This window comes from Streptomyces sp. NPDC001903 (assembly GCF_042891345.1).
GTDB lineage: Bacteria > Actinomycetota > Actinomycetes > Streptomycetales > Streptomycetaceae > Streptomyces.
The window spans coordinates 42,960-68,930 of sequence record NZ_JBIASZ010000030.1 but is presented as its reverse complement, the minus strand read 5'-3'; the positions used below and the strand labels follow the sequence as shown (position 1 = coordinate 68,930).

Here is a 25,971-nt window from a genome sequence, read left to right as displayed (position 1 = left end):
CCCCGTGCGGAACGAAACGCAGAGAACGCAGAGAACGCAGAGAACACCGAGAACGCAGAGAACGCCGAGAACTCAGAGGACTCAGAGGGTTGCAACGGTATGCAACTCTCGCCAAGTCCCGGGCACCCGACCGAAACTGTCCGGACGTCGCCTCGCGGCGTGACAGCTCCTCCTCGGGGCTTTCGGATCAGGGGTGGTGCCGAGTCGGCGCGGCGCCACCTCTGCTCCCGGTCAACGGGCCCGGATCCCGGCTCGGACCTGTTTGGGGACAGGACCCGGAACCTAGCCCGCGATCCGCGCCCGTTCGACCAGCGCACCCAGATGCAGGCTGTGCGGCAGCGTGCCGAAGGCCGCTCCCCAGTCGCCGCCCAGGCGCGAGGCGCAGAACGCGTCCGCCACCTCCGGCGGCGCCCAGCGCACCAGCAGCGATCCCTGCAGCACCAGGGCCATCCGCTCCACCACCCGCCGCGCCCGCGCCTCGATGCCCTCCAGGTCCGCGAGCTCCGTCAGCAGCCCCTTGATGGCCGAATCCAGCCGGTGGTCGGCGCCGCGCGCCTGCCCCACCTCCTGGAGGAAGGCGTTCAGCGCCGCCGGCTCACGCTGCAGCGCCCGCAGCACGTCCAGGGCCTGTACGTTGCCCGAACCCTCCCAGATGGAGTTCAGCGGGGACTCGCGCAGCAGCCTCGGCAGCCCGGACTCCTCGACGTAGCCGTTGCCGCCCAGACACTCCAGGGCCTCCGCCACCATCGGCGTACACCGCTTGGTCACCCAGTACTTCGCGGCGGGCACCGCGATGCGCAGGAACGCCCGCTCCTGCTCCGTCCCGGCGTCGTACGCGGCCGCGAGGCGCAGCCCCAGCGTCGTCGCCGCCTCCGACTCCAGTGCGAGGTCCGCCAGCACGTTGCGCATCAGCGGCTGCTCGATGAGCCGTGCTCCGAAAGCAGAGCGGTGCTCCGCGTGGTGGACGGCCTGCGTCAGCGCCTGCCGCATCTGCGCCGCCGCGCCCAGCACGCAGTCCAGCCGGGTCGCCGCGACCATCCCGATGATGGTCCGCACCCCCCGCCCCTCCTCGCCGACCCGCCGCGCCCACGTCCCGTCGAACTCGACCTCGGCCGACGCGTTCGACCGGTTGCCCAGCTTGTCCTTCAGCCGCTGGATCGCGAACACGTTCCGCGTCCCGTCCGGCAGCACGCGGGGCACCAGGAAGCAGGTCAGGCTCTCCCTCCCCGAGGGGGAGGCCTGCGCCAGCACCAGGAACCCGTCCGACATCGGCGCCGAGCAGAACCACTTGTGCCCCGTCAGCAGATACTCGCCCGCCGCGTCCAGCGGCACGGCCGCCGTCGTGTTCGCCCGTACGTCACTGCCGCCCTGCTTCTCCGTCATCGCCATGCCGAACAGCACCCCGGCCTTCCGGCCGGCCGGCCGCAGCCCCTCCTCGTACGCGTGCGAGGTCAGCCGCGGCTCCCACTCGGCCGCCAGCTGCGGATCCGTCCGCAGCGCCGGTACGGCCGCATGGGTCATCGACACCGGGCAGCCGTGCCCCGCCTCCGCCTGCGACCAGACGAAGAACCCGGCCGCGCGGCGCAGATGCCCGGCCGGGCGCCCCCACGCGTCGGTCAGTCCGGCGCCCACCGCGTGCCCCAGCAGCCGGTGCCAGGCCGGGTGGAACTCCACCTCGTCGATCCGGTTGCCGTACCGGTCGTGCGTCCGCAGTCGCGGAGGGTTCCCGTTCGCCTGCTCGCCCCACCGCTGGGCCTGCGCCGACCCCGCAGCCCGCCCGAGTTCGTGGAGTTCCTCCCCCACCTCGCCGAGGAGTTCGGGCGCCGCGGCGGACAGATGCCGCTCCACGCCCTCGCGCAGCGCCCGGTCGGTGCCGTAGACGTCGTAGCCCACCAGGGGAGGGGCCTGGTTGGTGACTGTGTGGGTGGTGGCTGCCATGCGGCTACCGTAAGGACGTGCAGCCAGCAAAAGAAACACCCGAGCGGGTCCACGAGCGGGTCCCCGGGCGACTCCACCGGGCCCGTGCCCTGTACCGCAACGTCTCCAAGCGCAAGATGGCGTGGCTGCTGCTGAAAGACACCGTCAATTCGTGCATCGAGTACCGGATCCTCGGCCTGGCCGCCGAGGCGGCGTTCTTCACGCTGCTCTCGCTGCCGCCGCTCTTCCTCGGCCTCCTCGGCCTGCTCGGATACGTGGACGGCTGGACGGGCGGCACCTTCGTGGCCTCCATCGAGGAGAACATCCTCAATGCGGTCGGCACCGTCCTCTCCGACCGGGGCGTCAACGACATCGCGAAACCGATGCTCGACGACGTCACCAAAGCCGGCCGCCCGGACCTGATCTCCCTCGGCTTCGCCTTCGCCCTCTGGTCGGGCTCGCGGGCCGTCAACGTCTTCATCGACACCATCACCGTGATGTACGGCCTCGACGGCCAGCGCGGCATCGTCAAGACCCGGCTGCTGTCCTTCCTGCTGTACGTGGTCGCCCTGGTGATCGGCGCCGTCGTACTGCCCCTGATGGTGGCCGGGCCGGACGCGGTCGTCCGCTGGGTGCCCTGGAGCACCGAGGTGATCGCCGTCCTCTACTGGCCGATCGTCACGCTGCTGTCGATCGCCTTCCTCACCACGCTCTACCACGTGTCCGTGCCCGTGCGCTCCCCGTGGATCGAGGACGTGCCGGGCGCGCTCGTGGCGCTCGCCATGTGGGTGCTCGGCTCCTTCCTGCTGCGGATCTACCTCACGAACACCGTCGAGGGGCCGACCATCTACGGCTCGCTGGCCGCGCCCGTCGCCGTCCTGCTGTGGATCGGCGTGTCCGCCTTCGCCGTGCTCGTCGGCGCGGCCGTGAACGCCGCCATCGACCGCGTCTGGCCGTCCGTGGCCACCGCCGCGGCCCGCGAGGCCAACGAGCGGGCCCGCGAGGCGGAGGCCGCGCGCCTGATCGCGCGCGCCGCCGCCTGGCGGGCCCTGGCCGAGGGCGAGTCGGAGGACGACGACGAGGGGGACGGCGCGATGCCCTCCGAGTTCCCGGAGCGCTGGTCGAAGTTCCTGCCGCCCGAGGACTACTCGGCCCGGCTGCGCAAGCACTGACCCACCCGCACGGGACGGGCCGTGCGGCGTAACGTGGCTGCCGTGTACGAGGAGCGGCCGTCCCCGCTGGTGCCCGGCGCGATCGTCTGGCGGCGCACCGGAGCCCCCGGCGGGCCCGTGCTGCCCGACGGCTGCATGGACCTGCTGTGGGTCGGCGGGCGGCTGCTGGTGGCCGGCCCCGACACCGGCCCGCACCCCGCCGGGGAGGTGCCGGGCGGGGTCTTTGCCGGGCTGCGGTTCGCCCCCGGAACGGCCCCCGCGCTGCTCGGCGTACCGGCCCACGAGCTGCGCGACCGCCGGGTCGAGCTCGCCGACCTCTGGCCGGGGCCGCAGGTGCGCACCCTCGCCGCGCGCATGAGCGCGTACGAGGACCCCGGCGCGGGGCTGGAGCGCCTCGCCCGCGGCCGCGCGGCGCGGAGCGCCCCGCCCGACCCCCTCGCCGCACGGGTGGCGGCGGGGCTCCGCGCGGGGGAGTCCGTCGCCGCCCTGGCCCAGGCGGTGGGCCTCGGGCCGCGCCAGCTCCACCGGCGCTCCCTCGACGCCTTCGGCTACGGACCCCGCACGCTCGGACGGGTGCTGCGGCTCCAGCGGGCGCTGGAGCTGTCCCGACGGGGGCTGCCGCAGGCCGAGGTGGCCCACCGGGCCGGGTACGCCGACCAGGCCCACCTCGCCCGCGAGGTGCGGGCGCTGGCCGGGACCACTCCGGGGGCCTACGCGGCGGCCTACGCCCGGTCCGGAGCCCCGTCCGAGGCACCGGCCGAGGGTTCCGCCGAGGGTTCGGCCGACGGCTCGGCGGCCGCGAACAGGGAGACCCCGCAGCCGTCCGGGTCGAGCACGACGGCGTAGCGCTGCCCCCAGAAGGCGTCCCAGGGCTCGAGGTGGCCCTCGTATCCGGCCTCCGTCAGCTCGGCGTACACCGCGTCCACCTCGGCGGGGGACCCGCACAGGAATGCGAGCCCCAGCCGGTCGCCCCCGGCGGGGCGGGTCCAGGACGGGTCGAAGGAGCGGATCACCTCCTCCGTGTCCCAGCCGATCCGGAGCCCGCCGGGGAGGACGGCCTCCACGTGCGGCTGGTCCTCCGCCCCGGCCGGGAGGTCCAGGCCCAGACGGCGGTAGAAGGCGAGCGAGGCGGCCATGTCGGAGACGACGAGTCCGATCATGTCGAGCCTCGGAGCGGTCCGAGGGGTCGTTCGGGAAGTCATGCGGCCAGGCTAGGAGGGACCCCGCCCGCCGGTCTTGAACGAATCGGACACGCACCCGGCCCGGATGGCCGGAAGACAGCGGGAAAAGAAGCCGGAAAAAGAGTTGGCGTGCGCCGGAGCGCACTTGCTACGGTGATCCAGTTCCCGCCGATCCGCGCGGAACTGCCAGCACGTGCATGACCCGGAGGTGAGTTCATTGATGACTGTCGTCGCGCAGGGCGCTGCCCGCACTCAGAAGACCATCAATGTCACTTCCGTGGTCTCCGGCTGACCTCACACCTCTTCGCGCGCCGCTGAGCGCGCGCTGCCGGGGCCACCCTGTGAAGGGTTCCCCTTGTCTTTCTCTTCTTCTCGTCCGTCTTCCTCCACCTCTTCTGCGTACGCACACGCCCTCGCTCCCTTCGGCTGGGACGAGGCCTGGGAGGCCGCGTTCGCCCCGCACGCCGGGCAGGGACTGGTGCCCGGCCGCGTGGTGCGGGTGGATCGCGGCCAGTGCGACGTCATGACCGCCGACGGCATCGTCCACGCCGACACCGCCTTCGTCACCCCGCACGACCCGCTCCGCGTCATCTGCACCGGTGACTGGGCCGCCGTCGAGGCCTCCGGCAACCCCAGGTACGTCAAGACGTACCTGCCGCGCCGGACCGCCTTCGTACGCTCCACCTCCTCGAAGCGGTCCGAGGGGCAGATCCTCGCCGCCAACGTCGACCACGCGATCATCGCGGTCTCCCTCGCCGTCGAGCTGGACCTCGGCCGCATCGAACGCTTCCTGGCCCTCGCCTGGGAGTCCGGGGCGCAGCCGCTGGTCGTCCTGACCAAGGCCGACCTCGTACCGGACCCGGTGACGCTCGCGCACCTGGTCCAGGACGTGGAGACGACGGCGCCGGGCGTCGACGTCCTCACCGTCTCCTCCCACACCGGGGAGGGCACGGACGTGCTGGCGGCGATCGTCGCCGGCGGTACGAGCGTGCTGCTCGGCATCTCGGGCGCGGGCAAGTCCACGCTGGCGAACGCGCTGCTCGGCGCCGACGTCATGGAGGTGCAGGCCACGCGCGACGCGGACGGCAAGGGCCGGCACACGACGACCACCCGCAACCTGCTGGCGCTGCCCGGCGGCGGCGTCCTCATCGACACGCCCGGACTGCGGGGCGTCGGCCTGTGGGACGCCGGGACCGGGGTCGGCCAGGTCTTCTCGGAGATCGAGGAGTACGCGGCCGACTGCCGCTTCCACGACTGCGCGCACGAGGCCGAGCCGGGGTGCGCCGTGCTCGCGGCGCTCGAGAGCGGCGAGCTTCCGGAGCGCCGCCTGGAGAGCTACCGCAAGCTGCTGAGGGAGAACCAGCGGATCGTCGCCAAGACGGATGCCCGGCTCCGCAACGAGATCCGCCGTGACTGGCGGATCAAGTCGGCGGAAGGCCGGGCCAATTACGCGGCGAAGCGCACCGGCCGCTACTGACGGCCGGCCCCGGGCGGCTGCCCCCTCCCCCGAGGAGGGCAGGCGCCCGGGGGCTCCGCCCCGGGGTCCGGATCCCGCCCGGGTCAGGCGTCGTCCAGGCCCCACGCGAACACCCGCTCCGGGTGGATGCGGATCACCTCCGGGCTGAAGTGCGGGCCCAGCGCGTGCGGGCCCACCTCCAGCGTGGCGCGCCCGCGGATCTCGACGCCGCGCACCTTCCACGGCCGGGTGCTCGCAAGGTCGTCGACGACCAGCGCGAGCCTCGGGTTGTTCCCGAGGTTGCGCCACTTCTTCGTCGATCCCATGGCCATGCCGCCCACCAGGACCGTTCCGTCCTCCTGCGGGAAGAACCCGACCGGGTTCGCCTGCGGCTGCCCGGCCGGGTCCACCGTCGCCAGCCGCCCCAGCCGCTGCGACCGCAGGTACGTCAGCTGCGCCTCGCTGAAACCCTTGAACTCCGTCATGCGCCCCAGCCTCGCAGCGCCCCGCACCACCCGCATCGGGCCCCGGGCCGAGCGGACGTAGACCCATCGCCCTAGGCCGTGTCCAGGCCGTGTCCAGGCCGTGTCGTCCAGGCCGTGTCCCGTGGACCGGGCCGGTCAGGCGGCCACCACCGCGCCGAGCCAGGCGCCCACCACCATCAGGCACGCGAGCAGTTCCACCAGCACGCTCGTGCCCACCGCCCGCATCACCGCCCGGACCGAGGCCCAGGCCTCGCCGTGCGTGCCCAGCCGCAGCCGCTCGCACAGGTAGACGCCCCCCACGAACCCCGGAACCGCCCCCAGCACCGGCACGACCACGAAGCCGATCAGAGCGCCCGCGCCCGCGTACACCGCCATCCGGCGGGTGACCCCCACCCCGCGCAGCCGGCGCGGCGGCAGCTGCCACTCGATGACCTGGACCACCAGCAGCAGTGCCGTCGCCGAGACCAGCAGGGACCACGCCAGCGCCGACCGCTCGTGCAGCGCCCACCACAGCACCCCGGCCCAGACCAGCCAGGTCCCCGGAACACCCGGGACCAGCACCCCGAGCACCCCGAGCAGGAGCACCAGCCCCACCAGGAGCAGCTGAGGCAGATCCATGCGCTCAGCCTGACCGACCGGGGCCCATCGGGCCACCCAGCCCGCCCGGGCCTCCCACCGGGCGACCCGGGCCACCTACCGGGCGACCCAGCCCTTTTCGTACGCGTGCCAGCCCAGCTGGAGCCGTGTCGTGACCCCGGACAGCTCCATCAGGCCCTTGACCCGCCGCTGCACCGTCCGCAGCCCCAGCTCCAGGTGCTTCGCCACGCTCGCGTCCGTCATCCCGGCCAACAGCAGCGTCAGGATCTCCAGGTCGGTGGTGTCCGGCACGCCCCCCGACTCCTCCGCGGTGCCCGTCGCGCCCAGCCGCAGCGGCAGCGCCTCCCGCCACACCGCCTCGAAGAGCCCCATCAGGGATTCCAGCAGCCCCGACGCGTGCACCACCAAAGCCGCGGGCTCCGCCCCGCGCGCCGTCAGGGGGACCATCGCCAGGGACCGGTCCGCGATCACCAGCTTGGTCGGCACCTCACCCGTCACCCGGACCCGTTCGCCGCGGGCGAGCGCCGTCGACGCCTCCCTGATCCCCGTCGGCAGGGTCAGCACCTCCCGCTCGATCACGACCCGGTACGCCACGCCCCGTACGGCGGCCCGCTCCTCCGCCTCGTTCTCCATCCCGGTGACCACCTGCGGCCGGCCGCTGACCAGGGCGCACACCTCCTCGGCCGCGCCCAGCTGGAGCTGGTGGAAGCGGTGCGCCACCGCGCTCGCGCCCGTCACCACCTCCACCAGGTCGTGCACCGCCGGCTCGGCGGCCTCCGCCCGGTACTCCTGCGCCAGCAGCGCCGCCGCCAGCTCCGCCTGCTCCAGCTCGTGCCGCTGCTGCGTCAGCAGTGCCCCCAGCGCCACCCCCGGCGGGGCCGCCACCCAGCGCCCCGGCCGGGTCGAGGACTGCGCGGCCAGCCCGTGCCGCTCCAGGTGCCGCAGGGCCCGCTCGGTCTGCGGCACCGGCAGCGTCAGCCGGTGCGCGAGGTCGGGCACCTCCGCCGCCCCCAGCGCCACCAGCGCGCGGTACGCCGACTCCTGGCCCTCGTCCAGGCCTATCGCGTTCAGCAACCGGTCCACCCACCCTCTCCGCACCGTTCGTGGCGGGAAGCGGCCACGGCGCAAACCCGCCGCCGACATCATCGCCGCACCTCCCGCCTCTCTGCCAGGGTGACGCCACCGCAGCACCAACATCCGCCGGTCAGAAGCCACTTGCGGGCAGCTTTGCCGTGCAATGCAGCAGTTGGCCGGAATTCACCTGGGGAGAGCGATGCGCCCGATATCGCGTACGGCGGTGGGAGCGGCCGCCGCGGCCGTCCTGGCAGCCACCGCCATCGGCCCGTCGGCGGCACAGCCGGTCGACGGAGCGCCCGGAGGGGCGGGGAAGAGACCGATCGCGGGGAGCGAAGCGGCCGGAAAGCAGCCCACGGCCCCCGTCACCGTGACCCTGGTCACCGGCGACCGGATCCTGGTCTCCACCGACCCGGCCGGGCGCAGTGCCGCCACCGCGATGCCGCGCGAGGACGGCTCGCAGCCGCTCGTGCAGACCCGGCAGAACGGCAAGGACCTCTACGTCTACCCCGAGAGCGCGGTCAAGGCCCTCGCCGCCGGCACGGTCGACCAGGAGCTCTTCAACGTCACCGGCCTGATCCGGCAGGGCTACGACGACACCCGCGCCAAGAAGCTCCCGCTCATCGCGGTCTACGACGGCTCCCGGGACCTGGCGCGCAGCGCGCCGCCCGCCCCGCGCGGCGCGGAGCGCTCCCTCGTCCTCTCCTCCATCGGCGCCGTCGCCCTCGCCGCCGACAAGCAGCAGGCCGCCGTCTTCTGGGCGGACGTCACCGACACCCGCTCCCGCGCGGCCGGCGGGCTGAAGAAGCTGTGGCTCGACGGCAAGGTCCGGGCGAACCTGGAGCGTTCGACGAAGCAGGTGAACGCCACCGCCGCCTGGGCGGCCGGGTACGACGGCAAGGGCACCAAGGTCGCCGTCCTCGACACCGGCACCGACCTGGAGCACCCCGACCTCAAGGGCCGCGTCGCCGCCTCGAAGAACTTCACCGACTCCGACACCGACGCGGACCGCCAGGGCCACGGCACCCACACCATCTCCACGGTCGGCGGCTCAGGAGCCGAGAGCGGCGGCGCCAAGAAGGGCGTCGCGCCGGGCACCGAACTGCTCAGCGGCAAGGTCCTGGGCGACGAGGGCTACGGCCTCGATTCGTGGATCATCGCCGGTATGGAGTGGGCCGTCGAGAGCAAGGCCGACGTGGTCTCCATGAGCCTCGGCGACCCGTCCCAGACCAGCTGCGACGACCCCATGGCGGCGGCCGCCGAGCGGCTCGCGCAGAGCAGCGGCACCCTCTTCGTGATCGCCGCCGGCAACGCCGGCCCCGGCAACAACACGGTCTCCTCGCCCGGTTGCGCGCCCAGCGTGCTCACGGTCGGCGCCGTCGACCGCGACGACACCACGGCCTCCTTCTCCAGCCGCGGCCCCGCCGGACTCCGGCACACCCTCAAGCCCGAGATCGCCGCCCCCGGCGTCGGGATCTCCGCCGCCGCGGCGAGCGGGCGAGGGGTGTACGCGTACCAGTCGATGTCCGGTACCTCGATGGCCACCCCGCACGTCGCGGGCGCCGCCGCCATCGTCAAGCAGCGCCACCCCGACTGGACCGCGCAGCAGGTCAAGGCCGCCCTCGTCGGCTCCGCGAACTCCGGTGTCCCCGGGGACGTGCGCCAGACCGGCGGCGGCCGCCTCGACGTCAAGGCGGCCGTCGACGCCGCCGTGACGAGCGCCCCCGCCGTGCAGGGCGGTTCGTACCACTGGCCGCAGGACCGCGGCGACCGGACGAGCGTCGAGATCCCGTACACTGATCGACCGTGCGGGCAGGCCCGCCGCCGGACCCTCCTCCCTCGACGTCATCGGCACCGACGACGCCAGCGGGGAGCGCCGCTTCAACGACGGCGCCGCGGACCAGGTCTACCGGGTGCGCCCGGGCTCGTACTTCCTCTCCGCCTTCGTCGGCACGCCCGACGCCGGGGAGGGGGCCACGCTGTACGACTCCCTCACCTACCTGGGCCGCCCCCAGGTCGAGGTGAAGAAGGACACGGTGGTCGTGCTGGACGCCCGCAAGGCGGCCCGGCTCTCGATCGCGACCGACCGGCCCACCGAGGCCCGCAACACCACCCTCGCCTTCTCCCGGTACTGGGACGAGTCCTGGCTGCACGCCGGCACGGCGATGGGCGGACGGACGATCCGCGGCTACTACGCCTCGGTCGAAGGCCGGGCACACGAGGGGGAGTTCGAGTTCGGCAGCTACTGGCGGGCGGCCGCCCCGCTGATCTCCGAGCTGAAGGTGGCGGGTGGCCCGGCGCTGCACCCGATCACCGCCTCCACGGGCAGTGACAACCTCGACGGGACCGGCAGCGCGCCACTGGTGAACGCCGGCTCCGGCACCCCCGAGGAGCTCGCCGCCGCGGGCGTGCAGGGCGCGATCGTCCTGGTCGAGGCGGTGGACGCATCGCTGTACGAGGTCGCGGGCAATGCGAAGGCTGCCGGGGCCAAGGCCGTGCTCGCCCACCGCGAGGCCCCCGGCCGCTGGACCGGCTTCACCGGCTACGCGGGCGGCTCGCTCCCCGCGCTGACCATCGAGCAGCCGGAGGCGAAGGCACTGCTGGCGCGGCTCGCGGCGGGCAAGGTCACGCTGGACTGGAAGGGCAGCGCGAAGAGCCCGTACGTCTACAACCTGGCGCAGGTGGAGAAGGGCGCGGTGCAGGGGGACCGGACCTACCGGGTGCGCGACCGCGATCTCGGCTCCGTCGAGTCCACCTACCACGCGATGGGCGTGGCAGCCGACTTCACCGACCTGACCGGGGCGTACCGGCCGCTGGGCAACGCCGTGTACTTCGGCGGCCTGGACACCGTGGCCGTGCCGGGCAAGCGCACCGAGTTCTACTCCGCGGGGGACACGGCGTGGGACCACATGGTCTCCAGCAGCTTCCCGTGGGGCGAGTTCATGACCGACCAGCAGCGCACCCACGCCAAGGGCGGCAAGCGCACCGAGAGCTGGTACGACGGGGTCATCGGCCCGGTCGCCGGTCGCGACCTCGCGGGCCGGCCGCAGCTGGCCGCCGAGCGGCAGGGCAACCTGATCGGCTTCGCCTCCGCGATGTGGGGGGACACCGGGCACTACGCGCAGCCGGGCTCCTTCGGGGACGTCGGCGGGCTGGTCCTGAAGCGGAACGGCGAGCAGATCGGGGACAGCTGGTACCCGTCGGGGGTCTTCGAGGTCCCGGCGGAGGAGGCCACCTACGAACTGACCCAGCAGATCGAGAAGTTCGGCCAGCCCGCGCGCACGTGGCAGCGCTCTCAGGCGGTGGCGACGACGTGGACCTTCCGCTCGCACCAGGACCCGGCGCAGTACTCCCAGTCCATCCCGATCCTGTTCCCCTCGGTCTCGATCCCGGCGGACGGCATGAAGACGCTGCCCGCGGCCGACGGGCAGCGGATCGGGCTGGGGGCCACCGGGCACGCGGGGTACGTGCCGGGGGCACTGAAGTCGGTGAAGCTGGCGTACTCCTACGACGGTGAGCACTGGACGCAGGCGCCCGTCAGCGAGCGGGACGGACGGTGGTCGGCGGTCGTGGACCACGCCGGGGCCGGGGCCGGCCGACAGGTTTCGCTGAAGGTGGAGCTCACCGACGCGAACGGCGCGGCCGTCACCCAGACGGTCGTGCGGGCGTACGACATCCGTTAGGTCGTACGAGAGATACGAAAAGGGGTCCACCGGGCGGCGGCCCGGTGGACCCCTTTTCGCGTATTCGGCGTTTTCTGCCGCTGTAGGGGGCCAAGAATGAGCCCATGAGTCAGCAGGGCGCGGACGACTGGTGGCAGAAGCTGTACGAAACCCCGGACCCGGACCCGGCCGCCACCCCGGACCCGGCCGACACCCTGGATTCCCGCTTCCACTCGGTGTCGTCCCTCACCACGCGGGTCCCGCCCCAGGGGCCCGCGGGGCCGGGCCACGTCCCTGCGGTGCCGCCCGGGCCGCCGCAGGGCGCGCCGGGGCCGCACGGATCCACGCCGCCGGCCGTACCGCCCGAGTGGGGCGCGGGCGCGGTTGCGCCGGTGCCGCCCGGGCCGCCGCATTCGGCACCGGGGCCCGTTCCGCCGCCCGTTCCGCCGCCGAGCGCACCCGTGCCGCCCCCGTACGCCGTGCTGCCCGGGCCGCGCCGGGAGGCCGGCCCGGAGCCGGCGCCGCCGCGGGACCCCCGGGAACCCGGGACGACGGGATACGGCCTGGGCAGCGTCACCGTGCCTCCGGTGCTTCCGGAGGAACCGCCCGACCTGCCGGTGTGGCGCTGGGGCGCCCCGCCCGGCCAGAGCCCCGACGGGGACTCCGGCACGCGGACCTGGCCCCTCCCCGGGCGGGACCCGGGCCCCGGCACCGGCACGAATTCCGAGGCGGCCGCGGGGCCCGGCCACGAGCCCCCGCCCGGCTCCGACCCCGCGCGGGATCCGCGCTCCGGCCAGGAGCCCCCGGCTCCGTGGGATACCCCCGTCACCGGGACGAGCGGGGACCGCGGGACCCGCTCCGGCGCCGAGCCCCCGGCTCCGTGGGAGGTCCCCGGCGGCGGGGCCGGTGCGGCCGCCGAGGCCGACCCCCGGCCCGTGGCCGGCCCCCAGCCCCTGGCCGACTCCCAGCCCCTGGCCGACTCCCAGCCCCGGGTTGGCCCCCAGCCCCGGGTTGGCCCCCAGCCGCCGGCCGCCTCCCAGCCCCTGGTCGGTGCCCCCGTCGCGGGTGAGCCCTGGTCCGGCGCGGGGTCCGGATCCGACGCGGGGCCGGGAGGCGGTCAGCGGCCCGTGACGGGGTTCCTCGGGGACCGGGCCCCCACCTATGCCGCGGAGCCCGGGGCCCTGCCGCTCGCCGATCCGGCGGCGCTCGAGGAGCTCGTGCCCGACACCGTCCTCGAAGGGGCCCGCCACGGGGCGTACACCCTGCGCGCCACCTCCGTCCGCGGGGACTCCGCCCGGTTCCGCGGCGAGACCCGGCGGGACTTCCTGCTGACCGCCCGCTTCGGCACCGGCGACGACGCCCTCGTCCTGGTCGCCCTCGCCGGAGGCGACCGCGCCGCCCCCGGAGCCGCCGAGGCCGCCGCCGAGCTGTGCCGGTGGATCGCCTCGGCCGTCGGCCGGAGCCGCGAGCGCCTGGCCGACGACATCCGCTCTGGCCGGCGCGACGCCCTGCGCTCGGGGCTGCAGCGCCTCACCGACCGCGGCTACGGGCGCCTGCGCGCCCACGCCGCCGAACTCGGGCTCCCGGAGGAGGCCTACACCGCCGGCCTGCGCGTCCTGCTGCTCCCCATCGATCCCGAGTGCAAGACGCGGGTCTGCTTCGGCTCGGGCGCCGGAGGCCTGTTCCGGCTGCGCGGCGGGGCCTGGGAGGACCTGGAGCCGCAGCAGGCGGAGCCGGCCGAGAGCGGCGCCGACGGGTTCCGGTTCCGCGCCGCCGTGGCCCGGCCCCGCGACACCCTGCTCCTGTGCTCCGGCGGGCTCGCCGACCCCATGCGCGAGGAGGGCCTCCTTCCGGCCGAACTCGCGGCCCGCTGGGCCGACCGGGAGCCCCCGGGCCTCGCGTCCTTCCTCGCCGACACCCAGCTGCGCCTCAAGGGGTACGCCGACGACCGGACGGCCGCCGCCGTATGGGAGGCGTGACCGCGCGGAGTGTGCATGGATGGACGGGCGTACCCGGCAGGCAACGAAAGGGCGCCTTTCCATGGGCAAGCAGAACGTGGCCGAGCAGTTCGTCGACATCCTCGTACGCGCCGGTGTGCGCCGGATGTACGGGGTCGTGGGCGACAGCCTGAACCCCGTCGTCGACGCCATCCGCCGGACCGGCGGCATCGAGTGGATCCAGGTCCGGCACGAGGAGACCGCCGCCTTCGCCGCCGGGGCCGAGGCCCAGATCACCGGCCGGCTCGCCGCCTGCGCGGGCTCCTGCGGCCCCGGCAACCTGCACCTGATCAACGGCCTCTACGACGCCCACCGCTCGATGGCCCCGGTCCTCGCGCTCGCCTCCCACATCCCCTCCGGCGAGATCGGCCTCGGCTACTTCCAGGAGACCCACCCCGACCGGCTGTTCACCGAGTGCAGCCACTACTGCGAGCTGATCTCCAACCCGCAGCAGATGCCCCGCGTGCTCCAGAGCGCCATCCAGCACGCCATCGGCCGCAGCGGCGTGGGCGTGGTCGCGCTGCCCGGCGACATCGCCTCGCTCCCGGCCCCGGAGAAGAGCATCGAGCACGCGCTCGTGACCGCGCGGCCGACCGTACGCCCCGGCGACGGGGAGATCGAGAAGCTGGTCCGGCTGATCGACGAGGCCGAGAAGGTCACCCTGTTCTGCGGCAGCGGCACCGCCGGGGCGCACGCCGAGGTCATGGAGTTCGCGGGCCGGGTCAAGGCGCCCGTCGGGCACGCCCTGCGCGGCAAGGAGTGGATCCAGTACGACAATCCCTACGACGTCGGCATGAGCGGCCTGCTCGGCTACGGCGCCGCCTACGAGGCCACGCAGGAGTGCGACCTGCTGATCCTGCTCGGCACGGACTTCCCGTACAACGCCTTCCTGCCCGACGACGTGAAGATCGTCCAAGTGGACATCCGCCCCGAACACCTCGGCCGCCGCTCGCAGTTGGACCTGGCCGTCTGGGGTGACGCGCGGGAGACCCTGCGCGCCCTGAACAGCCGGGTCAAGGCCAAGACGGACCGCCGCTTCCTGGACCGGATGCTGAAGAAGCACGCGGACGCGCTGGAAGGCGTGGTGAGGGCCTACACCCGCAAGGTGGAGAAGCACACCCCGATCCACCCGGAGTACGTGGCTTCCGTCCTCGACGAACTCGCCGACGAGGACGCCGTGTTCACCGTCGACACGGGCATGTGCAACGTGTGGGCGGCGCGCTATCTTTCCCCGAACGGCAAGCGGCGCATCATCGGCTCCTTCAGCCACGGATCCATGGCCAACGCCCTCCCGCAGGCCATCGGCGCACAGTTCACCGACCGCGCCCGTCAAGTGGTGTCGATGTCGGGCGACGGCGGTTTCTCGATGCTGATGGGAGATTTCCTCACCCTGGTGCAGTACGACCTGCCCGTCAAAGTGGTCCTCTTCAACAACTCATCCCTCGGGATGGTCGAGCTGGAGATGCTGGTTTCCGGCCTTCCTTCGTACGGAACGACCAACCACAACCCGGATTTCTCGGCGATCGCCCGCGCGGCGGGCGCGTTCGGGGTCCGGGTCGAGAAGCCCAAGCAGCTCGCGGGGGCTTTGAAGGACGCGTTCCGGCACAAGGGACCCGCCTTGGTGGACGTGGTGACCGACCCCAACGCCTTGTCCATTCCCCCCAGGATCAGTGCCGAGATGGTGACCGGTTTCGCACTTTCCGCCAGCAAGATCGTGTTGGACGGTGGCGTGGGAAGGATGATCCAGATGGCTCGATCCAACCTGCGCAACGTGCCGCGCCCCTGAGCCCGCAGGAGTGCGGATTGCCCCGGCGGGCATGCATCCCCGTAGACCAGTTCGAGATCCACGGGAACTTGCGGGGGAGGGGCATCGCCGTGCGGGTGGGGGCGAAGACCGGGAAGCAGTGGAGGAGAGGGCGGCCAGAACCGCGTGAACCGTCCGTCGAGGACGGGAGAGCGGTGGACGAGCTGGAGATCACCCGAAGCATACGCCGGGCGGATCTCAAGGCCGTGGGCGAAGTGCGCCGGGCCTTACGGGAGTTGATGCGCCACCGGTGCCCGGCCGACACCGCCGAGGTGGCGGAGCTGCTGATCACCGAGCTCGTCACCAACGCCCTCGTCCACACCGACCAGGGCGCGGAGGTGTCCGCGCGGCTCGCCGCGGACCGGCTGAGGGTGGAGGTCCGGGACTACGCCTCTCGCCGGCCCCGGCCGTACGTACCGACCGCCGACGACGGTACGCACGGCCGGGGGCTGATGCTGGTGCAGTCCCTCGCCGACGCCTGGGGCGTGGACGCGCCCGTGCAGGCCGGGGGCAAGGTGGTCTGGTTCGAACTGGCCGGCGCCCTCGGCGGCCTGGCCTACGAGGGGACGTACGGCCCGGGGTACGAGGGAGGGCCCGCCTGACCGGCGGGCCCTCCGGGGTCCTTCCTGCGCACGGTCTCAGCCGAACTGCTGCTCCAGGTCCTTGAGCTTGCGTTCGAGGGAGTCGAGGCGCGGGATCGTCTGGGTGTCGTCCTCGGCGGTGAGGTCCACCGTCCGGGTGCCGGTCACCTCAACGGTCTCGGGTCCCTGCACGGCCTGCAGGGAGGGCCGGCGGCGCGGGGCGGGCAGCTGTCCCGTTTCCGCTATGGCCGGCTCCGCGCCGACCGGCGCGGAGCCCGATCCGGGGGCCAGCCCCGGTACGTCGACCTGACGGGCGCGGGAGCGTCCGAACGCCCGGTTCTGCCGGCCCAGGGCCTTGATGCGGGCCCGGTCCAGCCGGTTCTGATCGCGCCGGCGGTGGCGGTCCTGCTCCCGCTCGCGCTTGTCCTCGCGCACCTCGTCGACGGCCTCGTCGAGGGTACGGACCCCCTCCAGCAGCATGAGGGACCAGGCGCCGAAGGTCTCCCGGGGGGCCCGCAGCCAGCGGACCATCCGGATCTGCGGCAACGGCCGCGGGATCAGGCCCTGTTCGCGCAGCGCGGCCCGGCGGGTCTGCTTGAGCGCGCGGTCGAAGAGGACGGCCGCCGAGAGCGACATCCCGGCGAAGAACTGCGGGGCGCCGTCGTGGCCCATTCCGCGCGGCGCGTGCACCCAGTTGAACCAGGCGGCCGCGCCCGCGAACAGCCAGACCAGCATGCGGGAACCGAGGGCCGCGTCGCCGTGGCTCGCCTCGCGCACGGCGAGCACCGAGCAGAACATGGCGGCGCCGTCGAGACCGAAGGGGACCAGGTACTCCCAGCCCCCGGAAAGGTTCAGGTTCTGCCGGCCGAAGCCGACCAGTCCGTGGAAGGAGAGCGCGGCGGCCACGGCCGCGCAGCAGAACAGCAGGACGTAGGAGGCGGTTCCGTAGACGGCTTCCTTGCGCCGCCGCCGCTCTTCGCTGCGCTCCCAGGTGTCTTCGGCCGCGGCCTTGTCGCCTTCCCGCTTGCCCCGGGCCAGTACCGCAACTGCCGCAAGTACGCCCAGGATCAGCAGGCTGCCGGGCAGCAGCCAGTCCAGCGATATGTCGGTCAGTCTCATGCGGGTGTCCCTTGCCTCTGCCTCGCGTGTGCGGCCTTCCGGGAGCCATGGTGACGCAGGAGATCGGCCCGGCATGCGGGTTTCGGGGCAAGTGGACGCCATCGGGGGGCGGGGCCCGCCGGATAGGGTGTTGTAGTTCGAACTACCGCTCGTCTGGCCGGAGTTGAGTTCGATTACGGTCAGTCGTACGAGTGGGTTCAGAGGTCAGGCGGCAGCCGTGAGGCGGACGATGCGGTCCGCGTCGCAGGTGCGGGGACAGGTGGTGCAGGTGTCCTCGGGCCGGATCGTGTAGAAGAGGCAGCAGCTGGCCCGGTCCCGGGTGGGCAGCTGCTCGCCGCGCGGGCCGGAGAGCGTGCGGAACGCCGCGCCGGCCGTGTACGGGGCCGTGCGGCCGGGCAGCAGCGCCTCCAGCTCGGCCATGGCCCGGTGCTCCTCGTCCACGAGCTTGCCGAGGTGCCAGACGCCCGAGACGATCTCGTCGGTCACCATGCCCCACAGGGCGCGGCGGCCGCGCCGCATGCGCGTGCCGAAGCCCTCCAGCAGCGGTTCGAGGTGGTGGGCCACCGCAGCCCGCACCTCGGCGCGCAGCGCCTCCTCGTCGGGCACGACACGGGCCCCGGGGAGAGCGGCCGCCGGATCGTCCGGCAGGCAGGAGAAGGACTCGACGCGCACGCTCATGCGCCCCCGGGTCCGGTGGAACGCCACGTCCCGCGCCGACAGCCGGGGCACCCGGCGGTCGAGGAACCAGGGGGCCGTGATGAGCAGGCACGCGGGCCACGCGTACCGGTGCAGCCCGAAGGTGGCCACCACGTCGGGGCGGGCCTGGCGTCCGTAGTCCCGCAGCACCTGGGCGTCGTCCCAGGCGAGGTAGCCGTCCACCTCGGCCCCGCCGGCCGCGAGCGCGTCCGCGCCGATCCACCCCACACCGCGAGGGGCGGGCTCGTGCGCCGCGCGCTCGACGACCTGGAGGCGGGGGTACGCCTTCGACAGGCGTGCGTACGCGTCCGCCACCGGAGAGCCGGTCGGGGGCGGGGCGACGACGGTGCTGTCGGACATGGCGGGACCACCGATTCACGCGGCCGAAAGAGACAAAGGTAAGCCTTACCTTATCTGATCTAGGGCGGTCGTGCCAGCGCCTGCCGGGCCGATTCGCCTATCCTCGGGATGCTCGTACCAGGTCGAGACCCCGAGGAGGACCGAGTGCACGAAGCGGCCCACGGCAGGGTGGCGGCTCTGATCCCGGCGCAGAAGGTGCTGCCGCAGAAGGTACTGCGGCATTCCGTGCGCGGACAGGTGCTCGACGCGCTGCGCGCCGCGCTCGTCGACGGGGAGCTGGTGCCGGGGGAGATCTACTCCGGGCCGGCCCTGGGGGAGCGCTTCGGCGTCTCCGCGACGCCCGTGCGCGAGGCGATGCAGCAGCTGGCGCTGGAGGGGGCGGTGGAATGCCTCCCGAACCGGGGCTTCCGGGTGCTGTCGCGTACGCCGCGGGCCCTGGCGGAGCTGGCGGAGGTACGGGCGCTGCTGGAGGTGCCGGTGGTGCTGGGCCTGGCCCGCACGGTCCCGTCGCAGGCCTGGGCGGCGCTGCGGCCGGCCGCGGCCAGGGCCGCGGCGGCCGCGGCGGACGGCGACCCGGCGGGGTACGCCGAAGCGGACCGGGCCTTCCACCGGGAGGTGCTCTCCCTGGGCGGGAACGAGCAGCTGGTCTCCGTGGCGCAGGACCTCCACCGCCGGTCCCAGTGGCCGCTCCCGGGGGTTCCGCGGGCCCGGCGGGCGGAGCTCGTGGTGGACGCGGCCGAGCACACGGCCCTGCTGGAGGCCCTGATCGCGGGCGACCTCCCGCTGGTGGAACCCCTGCTGCGCGGCCACTTCACCGCCCGCTGAGCCGGGGCCGGGGCCGGGGGGCCGGCCCGGCCGGCTCTTCCGCGTTCCCCGCGGCTTCGCCGCGGCCTCCCCGGCCTCAGACGCCGGCCGGGCTGGGTTTGTCCGGGTGCAGCTGGTCGGCCAGCCAGGTGGGGATGCCGCCCAGGAGGTGGAACAGGCGGCGGGCCTCCGCGCGCAGGCGGGCCGCCTCCGGCTCCGGTTCGGCCTCGGCCAGGGCCGCCAGTGCGGGGGCGGTGCCGATCAGGAAGCCCAGGTCCTCCCGGATGCGCAGGGACTCCGCGAAGCCCTTGCGGGCCTCCGCCACCTCCCCGTCCCGCAGGGACAGCGCGGCGAGGTGGCGCCAGGTGAAGGACAGCAGCAGCGTGTCCCCGTGCGCCAGCGCCCCGGCGTGGGCCCGGCGGTAGGCCGGCCGGGCCGACTGCGGGGCGTCCGCGAGGTGTTCCGCCACCAGCCCCCGCCGGAAGTCCAGCAGCGGGCGCGTCCGGGACCCGGGGGACAGCAGCGCCGCCGCCCGGCCCAGCGCGGAACGGGCCTCGTCCGAGCGGTCGCGGACCCCGAGCACGGTCGCCGCGTACGCCAGCTGCCCCCGCTCGCACGCCGCCGCGCCCCGCTCGTCGTCGTCGTGGGCCACCGCCTCCGCGACCCGCAGCGCGTCCTCCGCCTCCGCCCACCCCTGACCGGTGAACAGGCACCGCTCGACCAGCAGAGCCGTCCGCTGCACGGCCGCCCCGGCGTCGTGCAGGTGGGGGGTCAGCAGGGCTGCCGCGTCGGTCCAACAGCCGCGCGAGCGCAGCCGCCATATCGCCCGCTGGAGGGGGTCGTCTCCCCCGGTAGATCCGGCACCGGACATGGCGGTATCCGCCACATTGCCCTCCCCAAAGCAACCAAGCAGCACGTCGTTGAGCCCTGGGGCGAAATGAGAGCACGGATCGGAGCCTTCGGCCAAGGGGTCGGGTGAACTCTTTCACAAAGTCCGGACGACGTGTCAGGCGCCCCTCGCCGCCTCGCGCCGGCTCCCGGCCGCGCGGGGCGGCCCGCCGGCCGGATCCGCTCAGCTCATCCGCAGTGCCAGGAAGAAGTCGAGCTTGTCCTCCAGCCGCGAGAGGTCACGCCCCGTCAACTGCTCGATTCGCCCGACCCGGTACCGCAGCGTGTTGACGTGCAGGTGCAGCCGCGTCGCGCAGCGCGTCCACGAACCGTCGCAGTCCAGGAAGGCCTCCAGCGTCGGGATGAGCTCCGCGCGGTGGCGGCGGTCGTAGTCCCGCAGCGGGTCCAGCAGGCGGGCCGTGAAGGCGCGGCGCACGTCGTCCGGGACGAAGGGCAGCAGCAGGACGTGCGAGGCCAGCTCGTGGTGGCCGGCCGCGCAGACCCGGCCGGGGCGGGCCGCGGCGACCCGGCGGGCGTGCCGGGCCTCCTCCAGCGCCCCGCGCAGCCCCTCCGCGGAGTGCACGGCCGCACTGACGCCCAGGGTGAGCCGGCCGTCGTCGGCCAGGCCCGCCTGCAGGGGTTCCCGTACGGCCGAAAGCAGCTCGTCGGCGTGGAGGGCGCGGTCCGGGCCCTTCTCCTCGCCGGGCTCCGCGGGGAGCGCGGGCAGCGGCACGAGGGCGATCGCCTCGTCGCCCGCGTGGGCCACGGCGATACGGTCCGAGGGCTCGGGCCCCGAGACGGACGGGTCGACCAGGATCTCCTCCAGCAGCGACTGGGCCACCGGGCCGCCGGGGATGTCCCCGCCGTCCCAGTCGACCCGCGCCACGACGACCTGCCAGTGCGGGGCGCTGCCCAGCCCGGGCAGCAGCACCGGGGCCGCGACCCGCAGGCGGGCGGCGATCTCGGCGGGCGCCGCGCCCGTCTGGACCAGTTCCAGCACCTCCTGGGCGAGCCGGCGGCGCACCGTGCGGGCCGCGTCGCGCCGGTCCCGCTCGACGGCGATCAGCTGGGTCACGCCCTGGAGCAGGTCGAGCCGCTCGGCGGGCCAGTCCCCGGCGTCCGCCTCGACGGCGAGCAACCAGTCCGAGAGCACGCTTTCGCGCACGTCACGGGCGCCGGGAGCGCCCGGGCCGCGGCCCGCTCCCCTGATCGGGAAGAGGGAGTACGTAATACCCTGGATGGAGATCCGGTGCGGGCCCCTGCGCCCGGTGCGGACCGCCGCCAGGTGCTCGCCGGCCAGGGCCGCACAGACGCCCGGTGCCAGGGGTTCGCCCGCTCCGGCGATCTGCCGGCCCGTGGGGGACAGCACCCAGGCGCGCAGATCGAGGTCGGTGGTGAGCAGATCGAGCACCACGTCGGGTCCACCGCCCGCGGGGCCCGACGTCATCAGGCGGCGATGCCGGTCCACGACGGCCGCGAGGTCGCCCGCGCGCTCACCGGAGACCTGCCGCACCACGTACTCCGTGATCGTGGCGAATGCAACGTTTTCGTTCACCGCGAACAGCGGCAGCCGGTTGCGCCGACAGGCTGAAACGAGATCGTCGGGGATGTCCCCCAGCTCCGCCTCGCCGGCCGCGAGGCCCGCGACTCCCGCGCTCGCGAGGATTCGTACGAACGGCTCGGAGTCGGCCGAATTTCTTCGCCAGGCCAGGCCGGTGAGGACGAGTTCGCCCCCGGTGAGGTATCGGCTGGGATCCCGTAGGTCGGTCGTCATGACGCCGCGGACCGTCCGGTCGAGTTCGTCCTCGCCGCCCAGCAGCCGCAGCCCCAGCGCCTCGGTTTCCAGCAGTGCGCGCAGCCGCATGGTGTCGCCGCCGATCTGTCTCGAATGTTGCCGTTGGAAATCGGGCAGGTCGTTGCATCCTGCCTTTCATACGAATCTACAAGACGAGGGAGGCCGCCAGCCAACTCCTTCATGGTTTCGGTGACTGCACCCGAAGGACGCACGGCTTGTGTACTGACTCCACACCGCGTTAACAGCACGTGAACGACCAGTCGAGGGCCCGAGGGCCTCCTGGCTTGAAGTGAACGACACGATGAAGAAGAAGAGAGCCGCACATGGACTTCCTTCGCCCCGCCAGCTGGGAGGAGGCGCTCGCCGCTAAGGCCGAGTACCCCACAGCTGTGCCGATTGCGGGTGGCACCGACATCATGGTCGAGATCAACTTCGACCACCGTCGGCCGGAGTACCTCCTGGACCTGAACCGCATCGGTCTGCTGCGGGAGTGGGAGGTCGGCGAGGACGTGGTCCGTCTGGGCGCCTCCGTCCCGTACACGCAGATCATGGAGAACCTCCGGACGGAGCTCCCGGGTCTCGCGCTCGCCTCGCACACGGTCGCGTCCCCGCAGATCCGCAACCGCGGCGGCGTCGGCGGCAACCTCGGTTGCGCCTCGCCGGCCGGCGACTCCCACCCCGCGCTGCTCGCGGCGGGTGCCGAGGTCGAGGTGGAGTCCGTACGGGGCTCGCGCCTGATCCCGATCGACGAGTTCTACACCGGCGTGAAGCGCAACGCGCTCGCCGCCGACGAGCTCATCAAGACCATCCACGTGAAGAAGGCGGACGGTCCCCAGCAGTACTCCAAGGTCGGCTCCCGCAACGCGATGGTCATCGCCGTCTGCGCGTTCGGCCTGGCGCTGCACCCCGAGACCCGCACGGTCCGCACGGGCATCGGATCGGCCGCGCCGACCCCGATCCGTGCGAAGGCCGCCGAGGAGTTCCTGAACGCCGCGCTCGAAGAGGGCGGCTTCTGGGAGTCCGGCAAGGTCATCACCCCGTCGATCGCCAAGCAGTTCGGTGACCTCGCCACCGGCGCGGCCAACCCGATCGACGACGTCCGCGGCACGGCGAAGTACCGCCGTCACGCGGTCGGCATCATGGCTCGCCGCCAGCTCGTCTGGACCTGGGAGCAGTACCGCGGAACCGGCCACGGCCGCTCGCTCGAAGGGGCTGCGTAATCATGCGCGTCAATTTCACCGTCAACGGCCGTCAGCAGGAAGCGGACGACGTCTGGGAGGGCGAGTCCCTCCTCTACGTGCTCCGCGAGCGCCTGGGCCTGCCGGGCTCGAAGAACGCCTGCGAGCAGGGCGAGTGCGGTTCCTGCACCGTCCGTCTCGACGGCGTGCCGGTCTGTTCCTGTCTGGTGGCCGCCGGCCAGGTCGAGGGCCGCGACGTCGTGACCGTCGAGGGCCTGGCGGAGTTCGCCAAGCAGCGCGAGGAGCACGGCCACGGCGGTGCCTGCGGCACCGGCGGCGGCTGCGGCTCGAAGGCGGGCGTCACCCTGGACGCGGCCAAGCAGTGGCAGGCGCACGGGCCCAACAGCGAGCTCCGCTCGCGGGCCGGCGACTCCCAGACCGGCGAGGGCGTGGAGCTCTCCAACATCCAGCAGGCGTTCATCGACGCCGGCGCCGTGCAGTGCGGTTTCTGCACCCCCGGTCTGCTGGTGCAGGCCGACGCGCTGCTCGAACAGAACAGCTCCCCGTCCGACCAGGACATCCGTGAGGCCCTGTCCGGCAACCTCTGCCGCTGCACGGGCTACGAGAAGATCCTCGACGCGGTCCGCCTGGCGGCCGCACGTCAGGGAGAGGCGGTCTGACCATGGCTCAGAACACCCGCACGGTACCGGCCGGCACGCCGACCAACGTCACCCAGAAGCACAACAAGGGCGGCATCGGCGAGTCCACGCTCCGCCCGGACGGCACCCTCAAGGTGACCGGCGAGTTCGCGTACTCCTCGGACATGTGGCACGAGGACATGCTCTGGGGCCAGACCCTGCGCAGCACCGTCGCCCACGCCGAGATCGCCTCGATCGACATCTCCGAGGCGCTCGCGATGCCGGGCGTCTACTCGGTGCTCACGTACGACGACCTGCCGGCCGAGATGAAGAACTACGGCCTGGAGATCCAGGACACCCCGGTGCTCGCCAACGGCCGGGTGCGCCACCACGGTGAGCCGGTCGCCCTCGTGGCCGCCGACCACCCGGAGACCGCCCGCCGCGCGGCCGCCAAGATCAAGATCGACTACCGGGAGCTGCCGGTCGTCACGGACGAGGCCTCGGCGCTCGCCGCGGACGCCCCGCTGATCCACCCGGGCCGCGACGACCACCACTCCGGTCACGTCCCGCACCCGAACATCGTGCACCGCCAGCCGATCATCCGCGGCAACGTGGAAGAGGCCCGCAAGCGCGCCGACGTCATCGTCGAGGGCGAGTACACCTTCGGCATGCAGGACCAGGCCTTCCTCGGCCCGGAGTCCGGCCTCGCCGTACCCTCCGAGGACGGCGGTGTCGACCTCTACGTCGCCACCCAGTGGCTGCACTCGGACCTCAAGCAGATCGCCCCGGTCCTCGGTCTCCCCGAGGAGAAGGTCCGCATGACGCTCTCGGGCGTCGGCGGTGCCTTCGGCGGCCGCGAGGACATCTCGATGCAGATCCACGCCTGCCTCCTGGCCCTGGCCACGAACAAGCCGGTCAAGATCGTCTACAACCGGTTCGAGTCCTTCTTCGGCCACGTGCACCGCCACCCGGCGAAGCTGTACTACGAGCACGGCGCCACCAAGGACGGCAAGCTCACGCACATGAAGTGCAAGATCGTCCTGGACGGCGGCGCGTACGCGTCGGCCTCCCCGGCGGTCGTGGGCAACGCCTCTTCGCTCTCGGTCGGTCCGTACGTCCTGGAGGACGTGGACATCGAGGCGATCGCGCTCTACACGAACAACCCGCCCTGCGGCGCGATGCGCGGCTTCGGCGCCGTCCAGGCCTGCTTCGCGTACGAGGCTCAGATGGACAAGCTCGCGGCGAAGCTGGGCATGGACCCGGTCGAGTTCCGCCAGCTGAACGCCATGGAGATGGGCACGATCATGCCCACCGGCCAGGTCGTGGACTCCCCGGCGCCCGTCGCCGAGCTGCTGCGCCGGGTCAAGGCCCGCCCGCTGCCGCCGGAGCGCCAGTGGGAGACCGCCGGCGAGGGCGCGGACGTCCGCGCACTGCCCGGCGGCCTCTCGAACACCACCCACGGCGAGGGCGTCGTGCGCGGCGTCGGCTACGCGGTCGGCATCAAGAACGTCGGCTTCTCCGAGGGCTTCGACGACTACTCCACCGCCCGCGTGCGCCTGGAGGTCATCAACGGCGAGCCCGTCGCGATGGTCCACACGGCCATGGCGGAGGTCGGCCAGGGCGGTGTCACCGTCCACGCGCAGATCGCCCGTACGGAGCTGGGCGTCACGCAGGTGACCATCCACCCGGCCGACACGCAGGTCGGCTCCGCCGGTTCCACGTCCGCCTCGCGGCAGACGTACATGACCGGTGGCGCCGTGAAGAACACCTGCGAGGCCGTCCGCGAGGCCGTCCTGGAGATCGGCCGCCGCAAGAACGGGTCCTACCACCCGGCCTGGGCGACCGCCGAGCTGCTGCTCGAAGGCGGCAAGGTCGTCACCGACGGCGGTGAGGTCCTCGCGGACCTCGCCGACATCCTGGAGGGCGAGGACGCGATCGACCTGGAGCTGGAGTTCCGGCACCGGCCGACCGTCGCCTTCGACCTCAAGACCGGCCAGGGCGACGGCCACGTCCAGTACACCTTCGCCGCCCACCGCGCGGTGGTCGAGGTGGACACCGAGCTCGGCCTGGTCAAGGTCGTCGAGCTGGCGACCGCGCAGGACGTCGGCAAGGCCCTGAACATGCTCTCCGTGGTCGGCCAGATCCAGGGTGGCACCACCCAGGGCCTGGGCGTCGCGATCATGGAGGAGATCATCGTGGACCCGAAGACCGCGAAGGTGCGCAACCCCTCCTTCACGGACTACCTGATCCCGACCATCCTCGACACCCCGACCATTCCGGTCGACGTCCTGGAGCTCGCCGACCCGAACGCGCCCTACGGCCTGCGCGGCATGGGCGAGGCCCCCACCCTGTCGTCCACCCCGGCCGTCCTCGCGGCGATCCGGGCGGCGACCGGTCTGGAGCTCAACAAGACGCCGATCCGTCCGGAAGCCCTCACCGGCACCCTCTAGGACGGCCTGGTCCGGGGGCCGCGAGGCCCCCGGACCCCCACAGACTCTCCGGGCGGTGTGACACCGGGAACGTCACACTTCCTGTCCACCGCCCGGAGCCAGAAGTCCGGAGTACGG

Annotated in this window: 18 protein-coding genes and 2 pseudogenes; 11 read left to right on the top strand and 9 right to left on the bottom strand. The window is 73.3% G+C overall.

Annotated elements, in window-relative coordinates; all coding sequences use genetic code 11:
* Positions 1-282: 282 nt before the first annotated feature.
* Positions 283-1,938 carry an acyl-CoA dehydrogenase family protein gene (locus ACFYZS_RS38635; protein WP_389023725.1) on the bottom strand — a complete coding sequence of 552 codons (1,656 nt, stop codon included), beginning with the start codon at positions 1,936-1,938 and terminating at the stop codon, positions 283-285.
* A gap of 17 nt (positions 1,939-1,955) precedes the next feature.
* Here ACFYZS_RS38635 and ACFYZS_RS38630 point away from each other — a divergent pair, with 17 nt between their 5' ends.
* Both ACFYZS_RS38630 and ACFYZS_RS38625 read left to right on the top strand, forming a co-directional pair.
* Entirely contained in the window at positions 1,956-3,089 is a 1,134-nt protein-coding gene (locus ACFYZS_RS38630; RefSeq protein ID WP_389023722.1) for a YihY/virulence factor BrkB family protein, read from the top strand.
* A 135-nt stretch (positions 3,090-3,224) separates the two neighbouring features.
* Positions 3,225-3,746, top strand: a pseudogene (locus tag ACFYZS_RS38625) (helix-turn-helix domain-containing protein); the annotation flags it as partial.
* 65 nt (positions 3,747-3,811) lie between these two features.
* Here ACFYZS_RS38625 and ACFYZS_RS38620 read toward each other — a convergent pair.
* The gene (locus tag ACFYZS_RS38620) at positions 3,812-4,291 is read right to left on the bottom strand and encodes a VOC family protein (protein WP_389023719.1); all 480 of its coding nucleotides are present in this window, start codon (positions 4,289-4,291) and stop codon (positions 3,812-3,814) included.
* A 334-nt stretch (positions 4,292-4,625) separates the two neighbouring features.
* On the opposite strand from ACFYZS_RS38620, the gene rsgA reads away from it, so the two are divergent.
* Positions 4,626-5,747 (top strand): ribosome small subunit-dependent GTPase A, encoded by a 1,122-nt coding sequence (gene rsgA / locus ACFYZS_RS38615; RefSeq protein ID WP_389023716.1) that lies wholly within the window; start codon positions 4,626-4,628, stop codon positions 5,745-5,747.
* An 83-nt stretch (positions 5,748-5,830) separates the two neighbouring features.
* Here the strand turns inward: rsgA and ACFYZS_RS38610 are convergent, their stop codons facing one another.
* The 3 genes from ACFYZS_RS38610 to ACFYZS_RS38600 form a co-directional block, all read right to left on the bottom strand.
* The gene (locus ACFYZS_RS38610; protein WP_389023713.1) at positions 5,831-6,211 is read right to left on the bottom strand and encodes a PPOX class F420-dependent oxidoreductase; all 381 of its coding nucleotides are present in this window, start codon (positions 6,209-6,211) and stop codon (positions 5,831-5,833) included.
* Between the two features lie 135 nt (positions 6,212-6,346).
* Positions 6,347-6,829: a DUF456 domain-containing protein gene (locus ACFYZS_RS38605; protein ID WP_389023711.1), complete on the bottom strand. Its 483-nt coding sequence runs from the start codon at positions 6,827-6,829 to the stop codon at positions 6,347-6,349.
* A 75-nt stretch (positions 6,830-6,904) separates the two neighbouring features.
* On the bottom strand, positions 6,905-7,882 hold the full coding sequence (locus ACFYZS_RS38600) for a helix-turn-helix domain-containing protein (RefSeq protein WP_389023745.1): 978 nt from the start codon (positions 7,880-7,882) through the stop codon (positions 6,905-6,907).
* A gap of 199 nt (positions 7,883-8,081) precedes the next feature.
* Between ACFYZS_RS38600 and ACFYZS_RS38595 the strand changes: the two are divergent.
* The 4 genes and pseudogenes from ACFYZS_RS38595 (at position 8,082) to ACFYZS_RS38580 (ending at position 15,947) form a co-directional block, all read left to right on the top strand.
* Positions 8,082-11,565 (top strand): annotated as a pseudogene (locus ACFYZS_RS38595) (S8 family serine peptidase).
* 104 nt (positions 11,566-11,669) lie between these two features.
* Positions 11,670-13,523 carry a protein phosphatase 2C domain-containing protein gene (locus ACFYZS_RS38590; protein ID WP_389023708.1) on the top strand — a complete coding sequence of 618 codons (1,854 nt, stop codon included), beginning with the start codon at positions 11,670-11,672 and terminating at the stop codon, positions 13,521-13,523.
* A gap of 61 nt (positions 13,524-13,584) precedes the next feature.
* A complete protein-coding gene (locus ACFYZS_RS38585; RefSeq protein ID WP_389023705.1) occupies positions 13,585-15,327 on the top strand; it encodes a pyruvate dehydrogenase in 1,743 nt (580 codons plus the stop codon).
* A gap of 257 nt (positions 15,328-15,584) precedes the next feature.
* Positions 15,585-15,947, top strand: a complete 363-nt coding sequence (locus ACFYZS_RS38580) for an ATP-binding protein (RefSeq protein ID WP_389023742.1) — start codon at positions 15,585-15,587, stop codon at positions 15,945-15,947.
* Between the two features lie 36 nt (positions 15,948-15,983).
* Here ACFYZS_RS38580 and ACFYZS_RS38575 read toward each other — a convergent pair whose 3' ends face one another.
* Together ACFYZS_RS38575 and ACFYZS_RS38570 are read right to left on the bottom strand one after the other, a co-directional pair.
* The gene (locus ACFYZS_RS38575; RefSeq protein ID WP_389023702.1) at positions 15,984-17,045 is read right to left on the bottom strand and encodes a DUF2637 domain-containing protein; all 1,062 of its coding nucleotides are present in this window, start codon (positions 17,043-17,045) and stop codon (positions 15,984-15,986) included.
* A gap of 204 nt (positions 17,046-17,249) precedes the next feature.
* Positions 17,250-18,101 (bottom strand): (2Fe-2S)-binding protein, encoded by an 852-nt coding sequence (locus tag ACFYZS_RS38570; RefSeq protein WP_389023699.1) that lies wholly within the window; start codon positions 18,099-18,101, stop codon positions 17,250-17,252.
* 108 nt (positions 18,102-18,209) lie between these two features.
* Here ACFYZS_RS38570 and ACFYZS_RS38565 point away from each other — a divergent pair, with 108 nt between their 5' ends.
* Complete coding sequence (locus ACFYZS_RS38565) at positions 18,210-18,926, top strand: GntR family transcriptional regulator (RefSeq protein WP_389023696.1); 717 nt, start codon at positions 18,210-18,212, stop codon at positions 18,924-18,926.
* Between the two features lie 76 nt (positions 18,927-19,002).
* On the opposite strand, the gene ACFYZS_RS38560 is transcribed toward ACFYZS_RS38565, so the two are convergent.
* Both ACFYZS_RS38560 and ACFYZS_RS38555 read right to left on the bottom strand, forming a co-directional pair.
* Positions 19,003-19,791: a hypothetical protein gene (locus ACFYZS_RS38560; RefSeq protein WP_030858071.1), complete on the bottom strand. Its 789-nt coding sequence runs from the start codon at positions 19,789-19,791 to the stop codon at positions 19,003-19,005.
* A 186-nt stretch (positions 19,792-19,977) separates the two neighbouring features.
* Positions 19,978-21,657 carry a PucR family transcriptional regulator gene (locus ACFYZS_RS38555; RefSeq protein WP_389023693.1) on the bottom strand — a complete coding sequence of 560 codons (1,680 nt, stop codon included), beginning with the start codon at positions 21,655-21,657 and terminating at the stop codon, positions 19,978-19,980.
* Between the two features lie 254 nt (positions 21,658-21,911).
* Here ACFYZS_RS38555 and ACFYZS_RS38550 point away from each other — a divergent pair, with 254 nt between their 5' ends.
* The 3 genes from ACFYZS_RS38550 to ACFYZS_RS38540 are packed head-to-tail and all read left to right on the top strand — an operon-like array spanning position 21,912 to position 25,854.
* Positions 21,912-22,808 carry a xanthine dehydrogenase family protein subunit M gene (locus ACFYZS_RS38550; protein WP_053689879.1) on the top strand — a complete coding sequence of 299 codons (897 nt, stop codon included), beginning with the start codon at positions 21,912-21,914 and terminating at the stop codon, positions 22,806-22,808.
* A 2-nt stretch (positions 22,809-22,810) separates the two neighbouring features.
* Positions 22,811-23,446 carry a (2Fe-2S)-binding protein gene (locus tag ACFYZS_RS38545; RefSeq protein WP_389023690.1) on the top strand — a complete coding sequence of 212 codons (636 nt, stop codon included), beginning with the start codon at positions 22,811-22,813 and terminating at the stop codon, positions 23,444-23,446.
* A gap of 2 nt (positions 23,447-23,448) precedes the next feature.
* Positions 23,449-25,854 (top strand): xanthine dehydrogenase family protein molybdopterin-binding subunit, encoded by a 2,406-nt coding sequence (locus tag ACFYZS_RS38540; RefSeq protein ID WP_389023687.1) that lies wholly within the window; start codon positions 23,449-23,451, stop codon positions 25,852-25,854.
* Positions 25,855-25,971 lie beyond the last annotated feature (117 nt).